General features: G+C 63.3%; 18 protein-coding genes. 8 read left to right on the top strand and 10 right to left on the bottom strand.

What is annotated here, in order from left to right:
- Position 1: 1 nt before the first annotated feature.
- The 4 genes from LB535_RS04975 (at position 2) to LB535_RS04960 (ending at position 4029) form a co-directional block, all read left to right on the top strand.
- On the top strand, positions 2 to 1069 hold the full coding sequence (locus LB535_RS04975) for an ABC transporter ATP-binding protein (RefSeq protein WP_224631381.1): 1068 nt from the start codon (positions 2 to 4) through the stop codon (positions 1067 to 1069).
- A gap of 212 nt (positions 1070 to 1281) precedes the next feature.
- Positions 1282 to 1767: a hypothetical protein gene (locus LB535_RS04970; RefSeq protein ID WP_224631380.1), complete on the top strand. Its 486-nt coding sequence runs from the start codon at positions 1282 to 1284 to the stop codon at positions 1765 to 1767.
- A gap of 125 nt (positions 1768 to 1892) precedes the next feature.
- Entirely contained in the window at positions 1893 to 3332 is a 1440-nt protein-coding gene (locus LB535_RS04965; protein WP_224545389.1) for an aldehyde dehydrogenase family protein, read from the top strand.
- A gap of 121 nt (positions 3333 to 3453) precedes the next feature.
- On the top strand, positions 3454 to 4029 hold the full coding sequence (locus LB535_RS04960) for a DUF1349 domain-containing protein (protein ID WP_224631379.1): 576 nt from the start codon (positions 3454 to 3456) through the stop codon (positions 4027 to 4029).
- A gap of 288 nt (positions 4030 to 4317) precedes the next feature.
- Here the strand turns inward: LB535_RS04960 and LB535_RS04955 are convergent, their stop codons facing one another.
- From LB535_RS04955 to LB535_RS04940, 4 genes are all read right to left on the bottom strand, one after another.
- On the bottom strand, positions 4318 to 5601 hold the full coding sequence (locus tag LB535_RS04955; protein WP_224545391.1) for an O-antigen ligase family protein: 1284 nt from the start codon (positions 5599 to 5601) through the stop codon (positions 4318 to 4320).
- Positions 5602 to 5621: 20 nt separating this feature from the next.
- Positions 5622 to 6716 (bottom strand): acyltransferase family protein, encoded by a 1095-nt coding sequence (locus LB535_RS04950; RefSeq protein ID WP_224631378.1) that lies wholly within the window; start codon positions 6714 to 6716, stop codon positions 5622 to 5624.
- Between the two features lie 116 nt (positions 6717 to 6832).
- Positions 6833 to 8011, bottom strand: coding sequence for a polysaccharide biosynthesis/export family protein (locus LB535_RS04945; RefSeq protein ID WP_095769320.1), 1179 nt, complete (start codon positions 8009 to 8011; stop codon positions 6833 to 6835).
- 184 nt (positions 8012 to 8195) lie between these two features.
- Positions 8196 to 8873, bottom strand: coding sequence for a sugar transferase (locus tag LB535_RS04940; protein WP_224631377.1), 678 nt, complete (start codon positions 8871 to 8873; stop codon positions 8196 to 8198).
- 607 nt (positions 8874 to 9480) lie between these two features.
- Here LB535_RS04940 and LB535_RS04935 point away from each other — a divergent pair.
- Positions 9481 to 9753, top strand: coding sequence for an exopolysaccharide production repressor exox (locus LB535_RS04935; RefSeq protein WP_224631376.1), 273 nt, complete (start codon positions 9481 to 9483; stop codon positions 9751 to 9753).
- On the opposite strand, the gene LB535_RS04930 is transcribed toward LB535_RS04935, so the two are convergent.
- From LB535_RS04930 to LB535_RS04905, 6 genes are all read right to left on the bottom strand, one after another.
- Entirely contained in the window at positions 9727 to 11622 is a 1896-nt protein-coding gene (locus tag LB535_RS04930; protein WP_224631375.1) for an ABC transporter ATP-binding protein, read from the bottom strand. The two genes, LB535_RS04935 and LB535_RS04930, sit on opposite strands and share 27 nt — an antisense overlap.
- 8 nt (positions 11623 to 11630) lie before the next feature.
- Complete coding sequence (locus tag LB535_RS04925) at positions 11631 to 12611, bottom strand: serine kinase (RefSeq protein ID WP_318012266.1); 981 nt, start codon at positions 12609 to 12611, stop codon at positions 11631 to 11633.
- Positions 12608 to 14518 (bottom strand): lasso peptide isopeptide bond-forming cyclase, encoded by a 1911-nt coding sequence (locus LB535_RS04920; RefSeq protein WP_224631374.1) that lies wholly within the window; start codon positions 14516 to 14518, stop codon positions 12608 to 12610. Before LB535_RS04920 ends, LB535_RS04925 begins: the two co-directional genes overlap by 4 nt.
- Positions 14519 to 14521: 3 nt before the next feature.
- Positions 14522 to 14938 carry a lasso peptide biosynthesis B2 protein gene (locus LB535_RS04915; RefSeq protein WP_224631373.1) on the bottom strand — a complete coding sequence of 139 codons (417 nt, stop codon included), beginning with the start codon at positions 14936 to 14938 and terminating at the stop codon, positions 14522 to 14524.
- Positions 14922 to 15221, bottom strand: a complete 300-nt coding sequence (locus LB535_RS04910; protein WP_095769315.1) for a PqqD family protein — start codon at positions 15219 to 15221, stop codon at positions 14922 to 14924. Before LB535_RS04910 ends, LB535_RS04915 begins: the two co-directional genes overlap by 17 nt.
- A 156-nt stretch (positions 15222 to 15377) precedes the next feature.
- Positions 15378 to 15530 (bottom strand): lasso RiPP family leader peptide-containing protein, encoded by a 153-nt coding sequence (locus LB535_RS04905; protein ID WP_095769314.1) that lies wholly within the window; start codon positions 15528 to 15530, stop codon positions 15378 to 15380.
- 500 nt (positions 15531 to 16030) lie between these two features.
- Between LB535_RS04905 and LB535_RS04900 the strand changes: the two genes are divergently transcribed.
- The 3 genes from LB535_RS04900 (at position 16031) to LB535_RS04890 (ending at position 18797) form a co-directional block, all read left to right on the top strand.
- Complete coding sequence (locus LB535_RS04900; RefSeq protein WP_224631372.1) at positions 16031 to 17263, top strand: nucleotidyltransferase family protein; 1233 nt, start codon at positions 16031 to 16033, stop codon at positions 17261 to 17263.
- 22 nt (positions 17264 to 17285) lie between these two features.
- Complete coding sequence (locus LB535_RS04895) at positions 17286 to 18296, top strand: glycosyltransferase family 2 protein (RefSeq protein ID WP_224631669.1); 1011 nt, start codon at positions 17286 to 17288, stop codon at positions 18294 to 18296.
- Positions 18297 to 18419: 123 nt separating this feature from the next.
- The gene (locus LB535_RS04890) at positions 18420 to 18797 is read left to right on the top strand and encodes a hypothetical protein (protein ID WP_224545397.1); all 378 of its coding nucleotides are present in this window, start codon (positions 18420 to 18422) and stop codon (positions 18795 to 18797) included.
- Positions 18798 to 18869 lie beyond the last annotated feature (72 nt).

Genomic DNA, 18869 nt, shown 5'->3' with positions numbered 1-18869 from the left:
GATGGCTTCCGTCACGCTGCAAAACGTCGAGAAGGATTACGGCGCGCTGCGCATCCTGCACGGCGTCGATCTCGAGATCGCCGATGGCGAGTTCGTCGTGCTGGTCGGCCCGTCCGGCTGCGGCAAGTCCACGCTGCTGCGCATGATCGCCGGCCTGGAAGAAGTCACCGGCGGCGAGATCCATATCGGCGAGCGGCTGGTCAACGATGTTGCGCCGAAGGACCGCGACATCGCCATGGTGTTCCAGTCCTATGCGCTCTACCCGCATATGGATGTCTCCTCCAATATGGGCTTCAGCCTGCTTTTGAAGAAGGCCGAGAAGGCGACGATCGACGGCAGGGTAGGTGCTGCCGCCAAGCGGCTCGGCCTCGACCCCTATCTCGGTCGCCTGCCGCGCCAGCTTTCCGGTGGCCAGCGCCAGCGCGTCGCCATGGGGCGCGCCATCGTGCGCGACCCGAAAGTGTTCCTGTTCGACGAGCCGCTGTCCAACCTCGACGCCAAATTGCGCGTCCATATGCGTGCCGAGATCAAGGCGCTGCACCAGCAGCTCAAGACCACGTCGGTCTATGTCACCCACGATCAGGTCGAGGCGATGACCATGGCCGACCGCATCGTCGTCATGCATGACGGCTATGTGCAGCAGGTCGGTCGTCCGCTGGAGCTTTACGACCGTCCGGTCAACACCTTCGTCGCCGGCTTCATCGGCTCGCCGGGCATGAACTTCCTGCCGGCTAAGGTCGCCAAGAGTGGCAAGGTCAATGCCGTGCTCGCCGATGGCCAGAAGCTGCGGCTGCCGGATGGCCTGCCGCTCAGCGACGGCGATGACCTCACCATCGGACTGCGGCCGGAACACATCAAGCTGGTCGAAGACGGCGCGCTGAAGGCCGAGGTCGAGGTGTTCGAGCCGCTCGGTCTCTCGACGCAGTTCTATGTCAGGCTGGCCAACCAGCAGGTCTGCGTCTTCGTCATGGGCCGCAGCGATGTGAGGCCGGGCGACACGATCCGCCTCGCCGCCGATCCGGCTGCGCTGCATCTGTTCGATCCGGTGAGCGGAAACCGGATTGGATAGCTGGCCAGCAGCGGCGCGTCATCGGAACGCTCCGCCAGCAACTCACCGGCCGCAGATGTGGGTGTTCAACTCAGGCGCGATCGTCTCGCTGTCATGGCAACCAACTTGATCGCTTAAGCGCCGACATCTTCGAGAATGTCGAGCAGTGAATTGCGGCTTTCGAGGGCCATGCTCTGCTAGACTCCTGTTGATTCGTCTCGACAGGAAAAGGCATGAGCAAGGCCCTCGGCACATTCGCACTGGTCACGGTTTTGAGCGCTTTGCTGATGGCGCTGTCATTGGCCGTGGCGAGGCACGGCTATCCCTATGGCGCGTTCGGCGTGAAGCGTCTCGACGGCATCGCCGACGCCGGCTCGTTCCTGGCGATCGCCGCCGTCTATTTCTTCGCTGCCATGCTGATGATGATCCTGCCCATCCGCGCCGCCGGCGTCGTCCTGACTCACGCGGCCGATGCGATCTTCTGGGCGACGATCGTATTGTTCGCGACCATCGTCGGCTCGCTGCTTGCCAGATGGGCCTTCGGCCAGCACGAGGTGCTCTGGGCGCTTTTCAATTGGCGTTTCCTGTTCGTGGCAGTGATCGTTGCGGCGCATCTCACCATGAACGAGCTTCGCCGCAACGTCCTGCTCAGAAGCCTGTTCTTCGTCGCCTTCGGCGCGGTCACGCTCGCCTGCCTGTTCTGGTCGTTCTCGACCTGACGCGGCAAGGCCCTAGGTTTGTCGCAGAAGGCCGGTAGACCTGCCACGGGACAATCATTATATCATTTGTCCGACAATTGACCGGCCGACGGACTGCCACTACCCCAGCTTCAAGGAACAAGACAATGACCGTGCTGCGTAAGAACCTGATCGACGGCGAGTGGCTTGGCGAGGCCGGCTCACGCAACATCAACCCGTCGAACACCAACGACGTCGTCGGCGAATATGCTTCGGCCGGGCCTGAGCAAACCAAGCAGGCTATCGCCGCCGCCAAGGCGGCCTTCCCCGCCTGGTCGCGCTCCGGGCCTCTTGCCCGCCATGCCGTGCTGAAGAAAACCTCCGACGAGATCATGGCACGCAAGGACGAGATCGGCCGGTCGCTCGCGCGCGAGGAAGGCAAGACGCTGGCAGAGGGCGTCGGCGAGACGATCCGCGCCGCGCAGATATTCGACTTCTTCGCCGGTGAGACGCTGCGTCTGTCGGGCGAGATGGTGCCGAGCGTTCGGCCTGGCGTCGGCGTCGAGATGACGCGCGAAGGCGTCGGCGTCGTCGGCATCATCACGCCGTGGAATTTCCCCATCGCCATCCCCGCCTGGAAGATCGCGCCGGCGCTGGCCTACGGCAACACGATCGTCTTCAAGCCGGCCGAGCTGGTTCCTGAAAGCGCCTGGACCATCGTCGATATCCTGCACCGCGCCGGCCTGCCCAAGGGCGTGCTCAACCTCGTCATGGGCAAGGGATCGGTGGTCGGCCAGGCGATGCTCGACAATCCCGATGTCAACGCCATCTCCTTCACAGGCTCGGTCGGGACCGGCAAGCGCGTCGCCGCGGCAAGTGTGGAGCACATGCGCAAATTCCAGCTCGAAATGGGCGGCAAGAATCCGCTCGTCGTGCTCGACGACGCCGATCTCGCGGTGGCCGTCGACTGCGCGGTCAACGGCGCTTATTTCTCGACCGGACAGCGCTGCACGGCGTCCTCGCGCCTGATCGTCACCGACGGCATCCACGACCGTTTTGTCGACGCGATCAAGGAGCGGCTGGACAAGCTCGTCATCGGCGATGCGCTCGATGCCAAGACCCAGATCGGTCCTGTCGTCGACCAGAACCAGCTCAAGCAGGACGAGGATTACATCGCCATCGGCCGCCAGGAAGGCGCCGAGCTCGCCTTCGGCGGTGACCGGCTTGAGCGCGGCGCGCCTGGCTTTTATCTGCAGCCTGCGCTGTTTGTCGGCTCGACCAACGCGATGCGCATCTCGCGCGAGGAGATTTTCGGCCCCGTCGCCAATGTCATCCGCGTCAAGGACTATGACGAAGCGCTGGCTGTCGCCAACGACACGCCGTTCGGCCTCACCTCCGGCATCTGCACCACCAGCCTGAAGCACGCGACGCATTTCAAGCGCAATTCCGAGGCCGGCATGGTGATGGTCAACCTGCCGACGGCCGGCGTCGATTTCCACGTGCCGTTCGGCGGCCGCAAGGGCTCGAGCTACGGCCCGCGCGAACAAGGCCGTTACGCGATGGAGTTCTACACCACGGTGAAGACCGCCTATACATTCGCCGGCTAGAGCAGTTCCAGGAAAAGTGTTGGCGGTTTTCCGTCCGGAATTGCGCAAAAACAAGGAGATAGGGCGTTTCGCCGTTTCCATGAAACGGTGAAACGCACTAGTCCAATCCGGGAGCAGATCGATGAGCGTGGCCGACATGACATGGCTCAACCCGCCACCGCAGCACACGGTCGGCGACGGCACGCTCACCGTCCGAACAGGCAAGGACACCGACTTCTGGCGCGAGACCTTCTACGGCTTCTGGCGTGACAACGGCCATTTCCTCTACCGTTCCGTCGAGGGTGATTTCAGCGCCGAAGTCACCGTCAAGGGTGACTACAAGGTGCTCTACGATCAGGCGGGGCTGATGCTGCGCCTGAGCGAAACGCACTGGATCAAGGCCGGCATCGAATACACCGACGGGCTGGCATACTTCTCCGTCGTTGTCACCAACGACACCTCCGACTGGTCGCTGGTCGCCATTGCCGCCGGCAAGGACGGCGTCAGGATCCGCCTGACCCGCCATGCCGAGGCGATCCGCATCCAGTATCTGGACGCCTCGGGCGGCCACTGGAAACCGGTGCGCCTGGCCTATTTCCCGATCTCGAAAACGGTCGATGTCGGCATGATGTGCTGCTCGCCGCAGCGCGAAGGCTTTGAGGCGACCTTCTCCGGCTTCACGATCGGGCCGGCGATTGCAAGGGACCTGCATGGGTGAGTGCGGAACCGCGTGGTTCTTTCGCGATTGCCGCGATAAGGTAAGACGGCGCCTTGCCAGAGCGGAAGGGTCCGAAGCCGTCTGATACTCCGCTGATCCTGTTCTGGACGCGCTGCTTCAACGAACCGACCGACATTGCGGCCACGCCGCAATGCCCAGTGTCCGTCGAATGGTTGGCGCGGCAGGCCGATGTAACATAGGCGTTTACCACGGCACGTGCAGGATTTCGGGCTTGGGCAAGCCGCTCGGGCGGATTCCAAGATCGTTGGCGAGCACGCCAAAAGCCCCTCAGGTCGGCGCCGGCATGCGGCCGATGGCCGGCCTCTCGTCCTCGGCGGCAACGGCCATCTGGCGGCGCCGGAAAGCCGGCAATGGGTTCAGCTTGAACAGGCCGTAATAGACGATGAAGGACGCCATGAAATAGGGGCCGAGCATCTCGACCTCGAAGAAGGAGCGGATCAGCATCAGCCCGGTCGCGCCGGCAAGCACCACCGAATCGGCACTCCACCCGCCGAACACCACCTTCGATACATGGCCGTAGAAGGCGCGCAGGATGACCAGCGCCAGCAAGGTGACGCCGATGAAGCCGATTTCGACCAGCGTCTCGACATAGGTGTTGTGGAAGTGGAAGCCGGAACGCGTCGAGATATAGAATTCCGCCCACAGCCGCTCCGGATCGGCAAAACCCTGCACCCAATAGGCGGCATAGCCATAGCCGAGCAGCGGACGCTGCTGCGCTGCTTTCCAGCCCTGTTCCCACAGATAGGTGCGGCCGGTGAGCGTCGAATCCTTGCCGAATATGCCGAGCACGACATCCAGCAGCCCGAGGTTGAGCGCTGCCACCACGCCCGTCACCAGCGCCCCGGCGCCGACGACGAACAGCACCCGGCGATAGCGTCGCGACAGGACCTTGGTCATGGTGAGCAGCATCACGATGCCGATCACCGCCGGCAGCGAGGCCACCGACGTCGCCGAATGGGCGATTGCCAGCATATAGACCGACAAAAGCATGATCGGCGCGGTCCAGACGAAGCCCAGCCAGTTGCGCCGGTAGAAGACAAGGAACGCCAGGCAGAAGAAGATGCCGAGCGAAGAGAAGAAGCCGACCTGGTTCTTGGAACCGAAGGCGCCGACGAAATTGACCGTGCCGTCGATCGTGTCGAGCGCGTAACCACCGACTCCGAGTGAATAGAGCAGCACGAAGAAGATGCCGATCAGCGAGCCGACCACCAGCGTGCGCACGCTGATGGTGCGCGCCGCGACATAGGCGCAGACGATGTGCGAGGAATATTGCACCGCCGCGCGCGCGCTGATGCCCGCCGCCTGCGACCAGAACACCGAGAGGCAGACATAGGCCGCAAGCAGAATGGGTAGCCAGGCGCTGGAGAGTTTCCAGGTGAAGCGCCGGTAGTCGACGAACAGCAGTGGCAGCCAGACGGCGTAGTAGGCGAGGATCAGGATCTGGCCGAAATTGGGCGAGTAGGCGAAGGCGAGCGTGGAAACCGCGACGGCGAAAATGCCGTAGGTCTCGTTGCGATCGGGATCGATCAGGATGGATTTCGGAATCTTCATACCGGCCTTTTTGTCCCGCGCTAAGCCACGGCCCGGGCGCGCTGCATCTGCCGCTGCAGGAAGCGCCGCACCGGCTCATCATAGACGCGCGTGGCGATGTCGGCGATGACGACAACCATCGCCGCCATCACGATGCCGAACAAGGGATGATGCGCGAACGGATCGATCGAGAAGGCCTTGCCGGCCCCGGCGATGATCATCAGCATCGGCGTGTGGATGATGTAGATCGGGTAGGAAATCCGCCCGAGCCAGCCATAGACGCCTGACAGTCGCGGCGCGGTCGGCGCCACCGCGCCCGTCATCACCATGATCGGGAAGACGATGACGATGGCGCAGAGGTCGTAAGCAACCCGCGCGCCGCCGGCAGCCGGGGCGATGGCGAAGACCGCAAGCGTGAGCAGGATCGCGCCCTCGACCCAGAAGCCGCGCCGCAGGAAGCCGAAGTTGCCCTGCCAGCGCGCCATCGATCGGCAGAGCAGCACGCCAAGGAAGAACGAGAAGGTTACGCGCGGCAGCCCGCTGACAATGGTCTTGCCGGTCATGCCGAAATCGAGCGTGCCGGCGACAACCGAGGCGACGACGAGCAGCACGAGGCTGGCGCCGACGATCCCCGTCAGCACCCGCTGCGACAAGAGCACGAAGACAGCGACATAGGCAATGTTGACGATGAGCTCGAAGAACAGCGACCACGATGCCGGGTTGAGAGGAAAGATCGTATGATAGGCGTCGCTGACCAGCGGGATGAACAGCATGCCGGTTGTCAGCTGCATGCCGATCTCGGACAGCGGCATGTATTCCGCCGGCATCAGTCTGTTCTTGACCAGCAGATAGAAGAAGCCGAGCAGCGTGCCGGCTAGATAGAGCGGATAGAGCCGGATCAGGCGGATGGCCACGAAAGTGCCGAAGCCCATGCCGGTTTCGATCTTGCGGTCATAGGCATGCGCGATGACGAAGCCGCTGAGCAGGAAGAACAGATCGACCGCGAGATAGCTCGACGGCAGCACCTTGCCGTCGGCGAGGAATGGCGAGAAATGGTAGATCATGACGCTGATCGCCGCCACGCCGCGGATGGCGTCGAGGTTCAGATACACGTGACGCTGGGCTGCGGGCTGCATGTTATGCCTTCAAGCGGTCCAAACAGATCGCTCGCCCGCGCTGCGCGCGAACGAGCCTGGCTTGTCCCTCCCGCCTCCGTTCCCGGTTCGCTTCGGACAAACCCGGGCCGGCGGCGTTATTGGCTGGCCGTCGGCGCCAGCTTCACCTTGATCACGTCGCCCGGCAGGATAGGCGTGTCTTCCTTGGCTTCGACCTCGCTGGTCTTGCCGTCGACGACGCGCACCAGCGAATAGAGCAGGGCTGGCTCTTCATTGCCGGTGTAGGCGGCAGCCGTTGCCGGATCCGATGCCTGTGCGATTAGGCCCTTCTGCATGCCGACCCTCAAGGCCGCCTCATTAAGGTTCGCTTCCGTTTGCTGCCGATCGGCGGTGAGGCTCGAACTCAGTGTGTTGCGGGCATCGATAGCGTCCTGCTCCGCCTTGCTGATCGACTGCTTGGCGGTGAGGATGGCCGTCTCATAATCCAGGATCTTGCCCTGCAGATCGGTGACCGACTGCTGCGAGGAAAGCAGGCGCGCATTGGCGACCAGGCCCTTCTGCGCCAGCGGACCGATGCTGTCGGCCTGCTTCGAGGCCAGATCGACCTGCTTCTGCTGGTTGGCGATCTTCTTCTGCAGCGATTCGATTTCCGACTGCAGAACACCCTTCAGGTCGTCGAGTGCGTCGAGCTTCAGCTTCAGCGATTTCTGGTCGGAGACCAGGATCGCCGTTTCGTCGGCGACGATGGTCGGCAATCTCGGATCGCCTTGAATTTCCTGAGGCACCTCGAAAGTCGTCTTCCCGGCGAGGTCGGCGTCGATGCGGGCTCGCTTGACCATCAGCCGCAAGCGCTGGTCGTCATAGATCTCATAGCTGCCCTTGGCGGTAATCAGATCCTTTTCGAGCTGCGGACCATAGTCGGCATTGCGCCGGATACCGCCAGCAATGCTGATTGCCTTGAGCACGGTCAGATCGGGCACGAAGGGAAACTGCCCGGGGTTCTGGACTTCGCCTGAAATGTAGAACGGCCGGAACTGCGCCATCTCGACCGAGGCTTCCGGCTTGTCGGGCAGCGCCAGCTTTCGTTGCAGGGCGAGCCCGATCGCTGAAGCGATCTCGGCCGTCGTCTTGCCGGCGGCCTGCATGTCGCCGACGAACGGCACCGAGAGCATCCCGCCCGGGCCGACCGAATACTCGCCATTGAGGGCCGACCAATCGCGGAACGTGCCGTCGACAGTCTGCCATTCGGCGACCCGGATGTTGAGCTTGTCCAGCGGTCCAAGCCGATAGTCGCTGGCGGCAGCGACCTGCGGCATGACCAGCAACGCAGCAAGCAAGACGCCGCCGAAGCGGGCTGTGGTCCTGGATATGAGACTGCATGCGAAGGGCAGTCCGAAGAGGTCTTTTGTCAAATACGTTTTCCGATTCGCTTTGGCCCCATCCGCCCGATGAGATCACTGCCGGATGCCTGCCCCGAATCTGGCGGAGCAGGCCCGTCGGTCAATAGCTGCCGCGTGACATCCACACGGCAGGAACAGTCTTGAAGATGATGCGAATATCCTCGGACAACGACCAGTTCTCGACATAATGGCGATCGAAGGCGACGCGCGTGTCGTAGGATACGTCGTTGCGGCCGCTCACCTGCCACAGACCGGTGAGACCAGGGCGCGACTTCAGGTAATAGACCGCCGCGCTGCCGTAGATTTCCAATTCGTCGCGCACGACCGGGCGCGGGCCGACAAGACTCATGTCGCCCTGCAGGATGTTGAGGATCTGCGGCAGCTCATCGAGGCTGAGCTTGCGAAGCACCTGGCCGACGCGGGTGACGCGCGGATCGTTCTTCAGCTTGCGCGTCGCGATCCATTCGGCGTTGGCTTCCGGATTGGCCGCCAGATGCGCAGCGAGCACGCGTTCGCCATCCGGCACCATGGTACGGAATTTGAGGCAAGAGAAAATCCTGCCGCCGCGGCCGATACGCTTGTGGCCATAGAAGATCGGACCATTATCCGAAAGCTTGACCAGCAGCGCGACCATCAGGAAGAGCGGACTCAGCAGGATCAGCCCAGCCAGGGACCCAACGACATCGAAACTGCGTTTGAGCAGACCGCCGATGGGGGGTGGAAAATCAACGCCGGCCTGCGCAAAACTCGCATTTGCCGACTTGGCGACGTCCCTCATGCAGAAGCTCCATACGTTGAACGGATGGTTTACGGCAAGATACCAAAAAAATGCTGCAGCGCAACACACAATTTCCCATCGCGTTGAAATGTTCACGTCATGAATTGATTAAATAATAAACCTGCCTTGCCCAAATTTTCACCTTTGTGGCACGTTTATGACAAGGTGAGAGAAAACCAGGAAAATGTAGTCCGCTTTTCGGGCCATTTTTGGACAGTGCATTCTTTGCTGCAGAAGAAACGCGGTTGCAGGCCGCTGGAAGCACTCGCAATGGTAAGTTATTCACATAAAATACTAATCAAAGTGATGAGTTTAACTGAAGCGGCAGACGTCTCATTGAATAGCTCTCGGAGCCAGAGTGTGCGGCGCAGCATGGCAGAGTCGATCTCGTAAAATCGTTGGAAACCATACCTGCACGGCCTTGCTCCGGCAGGCCGGCCTTAATAGAGTCGCAAATTGTTCCTGTCATAGTCTGCACGGGTAAGGAAGGTCGGAAGCAACCGGCCGGATTGGGCAGCCAGAAAGAGCTCTTTGGCGCAACGGGGAGTTACGCGGGTGGGTAAGTCGCAGCTTCTGCATGCTCGTCTCGGTTGAGAGGGCGGCGGTCATGTCTTTGCCGAAATTCATCGTCGGTATGATCTTCGCGCTCGCGATCGTCATCGGCTGGTCCTATTTCGATGGCGTGTCGGCGGGAACCATCCTGCTTCGCACCATCGTCTGCGCCGTCATTATCCAGGCCGGCTATTTCCTTCTGGTCTTTGCAATGATCGGGGGAGCCACGCCGACATCGGCCGACAAGACCCGCGAGGCGGACCGCGGCCCGATCCTGAGCAAGGTCGCCGAAGGCGAAAAGCTAAGCGCCAGACGTAGCCTCCACTGAACGTTCGACCGGCGCGGAGGTCAGCCCGGCCGCGATCGGTGGCGCGCTTTCGCGCTCCACCTGCTCGCCGGACAGCATCCTTGCAAGCCGGCTGCCGGCTTTCGCCCTCAACCGCCGATATTGTCCGACCTCGACGATGCGTCCGTTCTCGATGGCCACGACCCAGTCGGCGAAGGCGATCATCGACGGCCGGTGCGCGATGGTCAAAATCGTCATCCGGCCGCGCAGCGCCTCGATCGATTGGGCGATCAGCGACTGATTCTGCCAGTCGAGCGCGCTTGTCGCCTCGTCGAGGATCAGCAGCGAGGGCTTGCGCAGCAACGCACGCGCCAATGCGATGCGCTGCCGCTCGCCGCCGGAAAGGCGGACGCCGCGGTCGCCCACCACCGTATCGAGCCGCGAGTCCAGCCGCTCAACGAAATCGGCCGCATGGGCGTTTCGCAGGGCCGCCCACAATTCTTCGTCGCTGGCCTCAGGCGCCGCAAGGCGCAGATTGGCGGCGATCGTGTCGTGCAGCAGGAACACATCCTGCGGCACATAGGCGACCTGATCGCGCCAGGCCCTGCGATTCTGCGCCGTGATCTCGACGCCGTCGGCCAGAATACGTCCCTGGGTGGGTTCAAGCAGCCCAAGCAGCATGTCGGCGATCGTGCTCTTGCCGGAACCCGAAGGGCCGATCAGCGCCGTCACCTTGCCCGCCGGCAGGCCGAAGGTGATGTCGCTGACCACCGGTTTGCCGTCGCCCTCCCCATAGGCGAACGCCACATCGCGGATGTTGAGGCCGGTCTCAAGCGACAGTTTTGCGCCTTGTTCGGTCACGTTCTCTTCCGGCTCGCGCTCGGCATCGAAGCGAGCCTGGAGGCTTTGCATCGAAGCATAGGCCGGCAGGTTGATCAGCACTTGTTGGGTCTGAAGCTGCATGTCCATGAAACGCGGCGCGACCCGCATGAAGACCAGCAGCAGCACGACGATCTCGGCCAGCGACAGGTGAAAGCGAACCAGCGCGATATAGATGAAGAGGCTCAGCCCGATCACGCTCGTAACCTGGAACAGAGCGGTGCCGAGCGAGCTGTTGCGGACGAAGGCGATGTTGTCGGCCTTCATCCTGTCCAGCGTCGCGCCGAGCTCGGCAAAATAGCTTGCCTCGACGTTCAGGCTCTTGGCGACCTTGATGCCGCCGAGGAACTCGGAGACCGTGCGGTATTGGTCCTGGCGATTGCCGGTCAGCGTGCGGCCATAGGCGCTGGCGCGCGCCCGGAACGGCTGCAGCGCAACCAGCAGCACCAGACCGACAAGGATGGCGAAGCACGTCATCACCGGCGAGATGAACAGCGAGACAATGAGATAGCCGGCCAGGAGCAGTGTGGCTTGGGTCAGCATCAGCAGCGAGAAGGCCGCAACCTGCACCCGGTCGACGTCGCCGTTCAGCGCATGGTCCAGATCGGAGCTGCGGATGCGGGTGAAAACGCCCCAGCGGGCCTTGCCGATGCTCTCGAACAGGTTCATGCGCACGCGGTTGACGAAGTCATAGAGCAACCGCGCCATGTAGACCGACTTGAAGCGGTTGAACATCGCTTGCAGCGCCACCAGCGCGACGAGCAGTGAGAGCACGCTCGCGAGCGACAGCGTTCCGCCGGGCACCAGCCGATGCAAGGCCTCCGGCACCCGCACCGCATAGTCCTGGTCGGGCTTGCCGATCAGGCGCAGCAGCGGAACGAGCAGCAGGATCGAAATGCCTTCGGTGAGGCTCCCCAGGATCAGGAAGGCAAGCGCCGTCGCCGTGCGCCGTCCGCCGACATGCGCCACCATGGCGCCGAAACCGGCGACATCGCGCAAAAGCGACAGGCGAAACTTCGAGGACCAGCCCATACCCTGGATCACCTTGTTCCGGACGCCAGGTCGGATTCGATCGCGGCGACCGCTTCATCGAGCCTGGCGAGTCCGGCCGGCACTTCGAGGCGGTTGACGCCGATCAGCCCGGCGATCTTAGCGCATTGGCTGAGATGCGCGGCGGCGAGATCGCCGGTCAACGCCTGCCGGCCGAAGCGCGTGATGTATGAGAATTTAATGATCGCCGGCAGCGCGGCGACACCGGCAAGCTGCGAGATCGCCGCGCGTTCGCCGCGCTCGAGCACATAGATGCGCGATACCGGCACCGCCTCGGCGGCAAATCCGTCGTGCAGCCGATGCTGCGCCTTGTCGATTTGCGGATGCACCTGCGGGCGCACTTCCGCCTGCTCGAGGCGAATGGCGCCGGCCGCGTCGGCGGCCAGCTTGAGCTGCGGAAATCCGGGCAGGATCATCGTTCGTCCAGGGTCGGACAAATCCAGCGCGACGACATCATCGGTGAGCAGCCGATGGCCAGCGCGGATCATCGCGCCCGCCGTCGTCGACTTGCCGGCGCCCTTGTCGCCCATGAAGATCACGCTCTTGCCGTCGACGGCAATGGCGCTGGCATGCAGGACGAGCAGCCCGCGCCGATGCAGGGCAAGAGCCATCACCGGCCCGAGCAGCGGAAAGGCAAGCAGCGGGTCGTCGATCCCCGGCGCCGGATCGACATCGATCCGCCTGCCGTCGCTGATCATGAAGGTGCCGACCGCCTGCCAGGAAAGATATTGGCGGGTCGCCTCGAACCGAAAGCCCGTGGCGCCATGCGATGCGCCGTCGGGAAAGTCGATCGGCCCGACCGCGATCTCCAGGTCCGGCGTCGCCGGCGCCGTCAGCGTCAGTTCCGGCAACGCCACGTCCGAGCTGACGATCAGCCCGTAGGCCTTGTAGAAATGGCGGACACGTCCGCCCGGCGCCATTGTCCCGGTGGCGGGCCCCGGTCGCGCAAGGGAAGCGGTCGGAAGCTTCATGCGGGGCTTCCTTGGACTTGCCGCAGCCACAGCGATAGCGAAACCGAACGCCAGACATGCTGGACGTCGGGCAGCGTTGCCTGCTCGGGCTGGCTGAGCAGGCGCTCATAGACGGCGTTCACTTCAGGCAGGTTGACATAGGGCGCGATCCGCTCGCCGTCCGCTATCAGCAGCCTGTCCAGAAGCTCGCGGTGGTTGCCGAGCATGCCCTTGACCAGGTTAGCGGTGAAATCGATCTTGTCGCGCCGCCATTGCACGGCCGGCGGCAGAACGCCTTGCATGGCCCGGCGCAGCACGTGGCGGGCAAACCCGTCCCTGAGTTTTTCCTCCCCGGGCAGCGCCAGGCAGAACTCGACGAGCGGCTTGTCCCAGAACGGATAGCGGGGCTCGACGCCGGAATTGGCGGCGGCCTTGTCGAGCACTTCGAAGGCGTGCGGCACCAGCCCGGTGGACAGCAGCCAGCGATGCGTCAGCGCTTCGCTGGCGCTCACGGCGGCGGGCATGTAGCCGCTGCGATGAAACCGCTCGGCAAGATTGGTGCGCCTGGCAAGGTCCGGATTGACCAGGCCCGCCCAGGCGCGCGGCGCCGATGCGGGCCTCTGCCGCACCTTGCCGACAAGGCGTCTGGCCATCGATCTCATCCGGGCGATCCGCCAAGCCGGTCCATAAATGGTCAGGAATTTGAAATAGAGGGAGAACATGCCCTCGCCATAGGTGTTGGCGGCGCTGTGCAATTCGCGCCACAGCTCGAGCCAACGGCCCGCATTGGCGAGTTCATGGAGGTGCCCATGGCCCTGCGAGACGACCTCGTCGCCGCCATGCCCGTCGAGAAGCACCTTGACGCCCTTTGCGCCCGCGGTGCGGTAAAGGTCGCGGGTCAATGACAGACCGGGCGCCAGGAACGTGCCTTCCTGTTCCTCCAGGATGCGCTCGAACTCGGCGAAGGGCGCGTAATTGCTCACCGCAATCAGCGTGGCATCGAGCGGATTGTCGTCGAGCACCGCATCGATGAACGGCTTCTCGTCCATCGACGATCCCTTGTCGAACACCAGCGAGAAAGTCTTGAGCTTCGGGTTGCGCCTCGCCGCCGCGCGAAGACCGGCGACGCAAGCGATCGAGGAGGAATCGAGCCCGCCGCTCAGCATCGCGCCGACGGCCGGCGTGCCGCGCATCCTGTTCTCCACCGATTGCGCAAAGAGATGCCTGAATTCTTCGGCCGCGTCCGGGTGCGGCGGCCGCTGCGAAGGCTCGATCTGCCAGTAGCGCTGCAGCACTACCCGGCGGTCGGCGACCGTCATGCTGTGCCGCGCCGGCAGGCGGAAGATTTCGGCGTAGAGCGTGGCCTGCGGATCGTCCGTCAAGCCGGCGAGGAAGCCGGAAATCTGGTGTTCGCTGAGCCGCCTGCCGACGCCGTCCAGCGCCAGGATCGGCCCGATCTCCGAGGCAAAGGCGAAGCGCCTGCCGGTCGAATGATAGTAGAAAGGTTTGACGCCGAAATGATCGCGCGCGCAAAACAGCGCCCGGCGCTCGCCATCCCATATCGCGAAGGCGAAATCGCCCTGCAGATAGGTCGGGCAGGCCTCGCCCCATTTAAGGTAGGCGCGCATGATGAGCACCGCGTCGGCGACCGACCGGTCCCGCATGCCGAGCCGCGCCAGAAGCTCGTCGCGATTGTCCAGCCGGCAGTCGGCGGTGATGGCGAGCTTGCCGCCGGCCATCGTCAGCGGGCCGGGGCCCTTCTCACCGGTCGTGTCGAGCCAGGCATGGCCGAGCGCCACGCTGCCATCCGTCCACCATGAGCTACCGTCGCGGGCGCGGTGGCGCATGCGCGAAAGCATCTCTTGGATATCGCCGGCCGCGGCGGGCCGGCCGTTATCGCTGAGCACGATTCCAGCGACGCCGCTCATCGCTCACGACCTATGGTCGACCAGATGGGCAAATCCTTTGATCGAGCCGCCAAGCACGATGTGGTTGCCGCTCATCAACCAGGCATGCGCCTTGAGCTCGCTGCCGGTCCCTCGTTCGATGCCGATGCAGATTTTCGATGCGCTGCCCTGGCGGGCGAGCAGATATTGTCCTGCCAGCGCTTGGGTCAGGCAGCTGGCGCCCGGCACGAGCCGCGCCGCGGCGGCGACGCCCCATGCGACACGCCGCAGGTCGGCGACGCTGGCGTCGCGTCTGGCGTGCATTCCCGTCACCAGGCTACGGACACGGTGATAGGAGGACAGCGTCAGCGCGAGCCGCACAACGCTCACCACCATCAGGCAGTGCGCCAGAAACAGCATTTCCCAGGCGCTCAGCGAGCGGAGCCTAGACCAGTTCCTCATTGTGGAGCCTCGCAAGCCCTGCTTCGCTCAGCCCCTTGAGCAAGCCCTCGACATCGGCCCTGCAGCGTTCGGCATCGACATTGTAGCGCGCAAGCACGGCGCTGCGGATATCGAGCATGGATCGCGGCTCCTGGATCTGCTCCCAGATGAAGGCGCCGACGCCGTTCAGGCTGTAATAGACATTGGATTTGAGGTGGAGCAGCGCCAGTCCGGCGCCGAATTCACAAGCCACCGCCTCGTTCGTCGCGACGACGCGGTCATGGTCCGAAGGGTTCCAGTGCATCCTAAAACCTCGTTGCTGGCCCGTCGCGCCCTTTGGCTTCCACCGGGATCGGTTGCCTGCGATCCTCGGCAGGAATCCGGGGGACAACGCCCCCCGGCTCACCTGTTGGAGAGCATCCGGAGCCCCAACTCAGACACCCGGACACCTGTGTGAGTTTTAAGAGAAAGTCAGCTCGCCGACCGGCGTGTGCGCGGGAAAGCTCGCGTCGAGCGCCGTCGTGCCTGCACCGCCCTGCGTGATAGTTTCAATCGAACCGTGAACCGTCAGGCTGGGGGTTTCATACTCATGCTTTTCAACATTCTGTTCCATTGTACTCTCCAATTAAGGACTGGAAGCGGCTGCAGAATGCCGCCAACATATCGCTATGCTGCAGCGCAATTGCTGCATGGCAACATCCATGAGTCAAGCTTGATTTACCAAGCATTAATCAATTCTTGGTTGCGCTCGTATCCGTTGTTAATCAAGGCCTAGGCAGCGTCATCCTAAACCTCACCCATCCAGGAATTCAACCGTAGGTCCGTGTCGTTTAGATAAGCGGTTGATTTATCTGCGATAATTTTTCAGGCGAAAAAGACATCTCGCAATTGCGATGAATTTGTCACAAAAAATCGTCATTTTCCGGCCAGCCGGGACGCCCCCGGAATTGTCTTCAAAAGTGATTGAACGCGAAGCGATTTTAAACGCTGGGGTTGCGGTCAGGAGGCGGCCTCAGCCGCTTTTGGCGTGAGCGCGTCAATTTTTCCGATGCTTTTCTTCGCAGGTGCAGTATAAACCCTTTGGGCGGCATTTTGCGGAGAACGACATCGGGCATGGCGGTGCAGGATGGCTCCTATGAAAGGCTGCGCGCCGCTGGCTGCACCGACGAAGTCGCTTATGTGCAGGCCTGCCTGAGGCTGTTTTTCGCGCCACGAGCCAACATCACGGATGGCCGGGTCGATGTGCCCGCGCCGACGGCGTCGGCCACCCCGATCCCGGCGGCCCCAATTTCGGCAACCAATGTCGCCGACATCGCCAGGCTGAACAAGGTCGCCGTCTTCCTGCTCAAGGCGCTCGCGCGGGCGCCCGCGAATGCCGCGCCTGCGGAGTTGCCTGGCTGGCTCGACAGCTACCGCCGGCGTACCATGTCGATGAATGTCGCCTGCATTGGCGATTCGGTGGCCATCGCTCGTGTGCTGCGCGACAGGCAGGTCGATTTCGTCTTCCTCAAGGGGCCGCTCCAGCAGCATCTGCTTTATGGCGACCACTTCATGAAGCCATCCGGCGACGTCGATATACTGGTTTCGCCGACCGGTTTCGCCAAGGCCCGCGATGCGTTGCGCACGATGGGCTATGAGGTTGCCGGCAAGTCGCGCTCGGTCTGGTGGGTGCGCTTCCTCGGTGAGCAGCATATGGTGCGCGAAGACGGCGCGAGGGCCTCGACAGTCGACCTCCACCACCGGCTGCAGCAGCCGGGTTCGCCCAGCCCGCGCGACACCGACGGCTTCCTGCGCCGCAAGCGCGAAGTCGAGTTGGCCGGCGCCGCCATGCCGATCATCTCGGCCGCCGACACCTTGCTTTTGTCCTCGATCAGCGTCGCCAAGGCCTTTTTCAACCGCGAGCCCTGCGCCGGCTATGTCTGTGACGTCAGGGCCAGCGTCAGCCGCCTGAGCGAGGCCGAGCAGCGGAGGGTGCTCGACCACGCCGCCGAACAGGGCCTGGCGGATACGCTGCTCTTGGGATTGCGCGCCGCCGACGTGCTGCTCGGCGGCGACGGCACGCTGCTTTCGGATCGCGCCACCCGCATGCTGGCCCGCATCGACAACGCCGACCTCTTCCACATGGTCATGGCGCCGTGGCTCGCGTCCCTGCGCTGGCCGCAGCGCCGCCATGTGCTGTGGGAACTCTGCGGCCGCGAGCCGGTCCGCTACCTGGCTGAAGCCGGCTGGGCGGCCTCCGCCGACCTCAGCCGGCGCATCTTCGAGCGCCCGGCCACGGCCGGGCCGGCGCGGAGCGAAATGATCAGAATCGTGGGCGGGGCGGCCAATCATGCAAGCGAAAGGTGAGCCCATGCCCGTGACGACGCCCATAACGACCTCGGGGGTCTGCGTCATCATCGCCGCGCGCAATGCGGCGCGCACCATTCCCGGCGCCATCGCTTCGGCGCTGCGCGAGGCCGAAGTCGCCGAAGTCATCGTGGTCGACGACGCCTCCACCGACGACACCCGGGATGTGGCTTTGGCCGCCGACGATGGCAGCGGCCGGCTTGCCGTCATCCGTTTCGACGTCAATCGCGGTCCTTCCGCCGCGCGCAACGCCGCTATCCAGGCCTCCAAATCGCCCTTCATCAGCATCCTCGACGCCGACGATTTCTTCCTCGAAGGCCGCTTCCGCCGGCTTTTCGCCAGCACCGACTGGGATTTCGCCGCCGACAACATCATGCTGATCCGCGACGATGCCGCGACCGATCTCGCCAAGGTCGCCGCCCCGCCTTTCGCGGCCGAGCCGGAATTTCTCGATTTCGAGCGCTTCATCGACGGCAACATCTCGCGCCGCCGTGTGCGGCGCGGCGAGCTCGGTTTCCTCAAGCCGGTGATCAGCCGGGCTTTCCTCGAGCGGCATGGGTTGAGCTACGACGAGAACCTCAGGCTTGGCGAGGACTACGAACTCTACGCGCGCGCTGTCGCTTACGGGGCTCGGTTCAAGATCATCAAATCCTGCGGCTATGGCGCGATCGTGCGCGCCGATTCGCTGAGCGGCCGCCACAGGACGCAGGATTTGAAGCGCCTTGCCGATGCCGATCTGGCGCTGCTCCAGATAGACAGCCTTCCGGAGCGCTCGAAGGCCGCCTTGCGGCGCCATGAGCGCCATGTCCGCGACAAATACCGGCTGCGCAACTTCCTTGATGTGAAGGCCGAGCGTGGGCTGGCATCGGCCGCGGCCTACGCTTTCGCAAGCCAATCGAATCTGATCCCGATCGTGCGCGGCGTCGCCACCGACAAGCTCGACGCGCTGTTCCGCCGCACCGGGATTGTTGCGCGGCAGCAAATGCCGCCGACGCGCTTCCTGATGGCGGCAACCAGCGCCGCAAACGGGTGATCGCGCATTGTCCCGGAAACCGCCGTCCCTCAAAAAATCGCATTCCGAAAACTATGATGTTGCCTAGTCGCTGCTGGAATGGCAGTCTATGTTGCAATGCAGCAATTTCGAAAGGCCGATAGGATGGCTTCGATTTTTAGCTTCAGATCCCGGGATCCGGCTCGCGACCGGCAGACCGATCTCCAGCGTTTCGACCGGCTGGCGAAGCTGTTCGACCAGATCGCGGCCGAGATCGAGGCGGAGAAAATCGGACTGGAGAATCGTTATAAGTCGACGGCTGCCAACGCCGCCTTTCTGGTCGAGGCGATGGAGAATGGTTCGGCGTCGGCCAGCAAGGGATCGGATGTCGCCGCGATGACCAAGTCGATCCTGAACTGCGAGCGGCGCATTGCGGAGCTTGTTCGCCAGAAAGGCCTGGTGAAGGAACTGCGTCATTCGCTCGACGCGATCGTCGAGGATGGTGCCGACCGGTCTGCTGCGCAGGCGACGGCAAGAGGCTGACGGCGCGTCAGGCGCCGTCATCGGTACGAGACGTTACAGGACATTAGAGGAGTTCACAGGGCGGAAGATCGG

Origin of the sequence: Mesorhizobium sp. CA10, from assembly GCF_020165285.1 — a bacterium.
GTDB lineage: Bacteria > Pseudomonadota > Alphaproteobacteria > Rhizobiales > Rhizobiaceae > Mesorhizobium.
The sequence above is the reverse complement of the archived record's forward strand: the minus strand, read 5'-3'. Positions and strand labels throughout refer to the sequence as shown.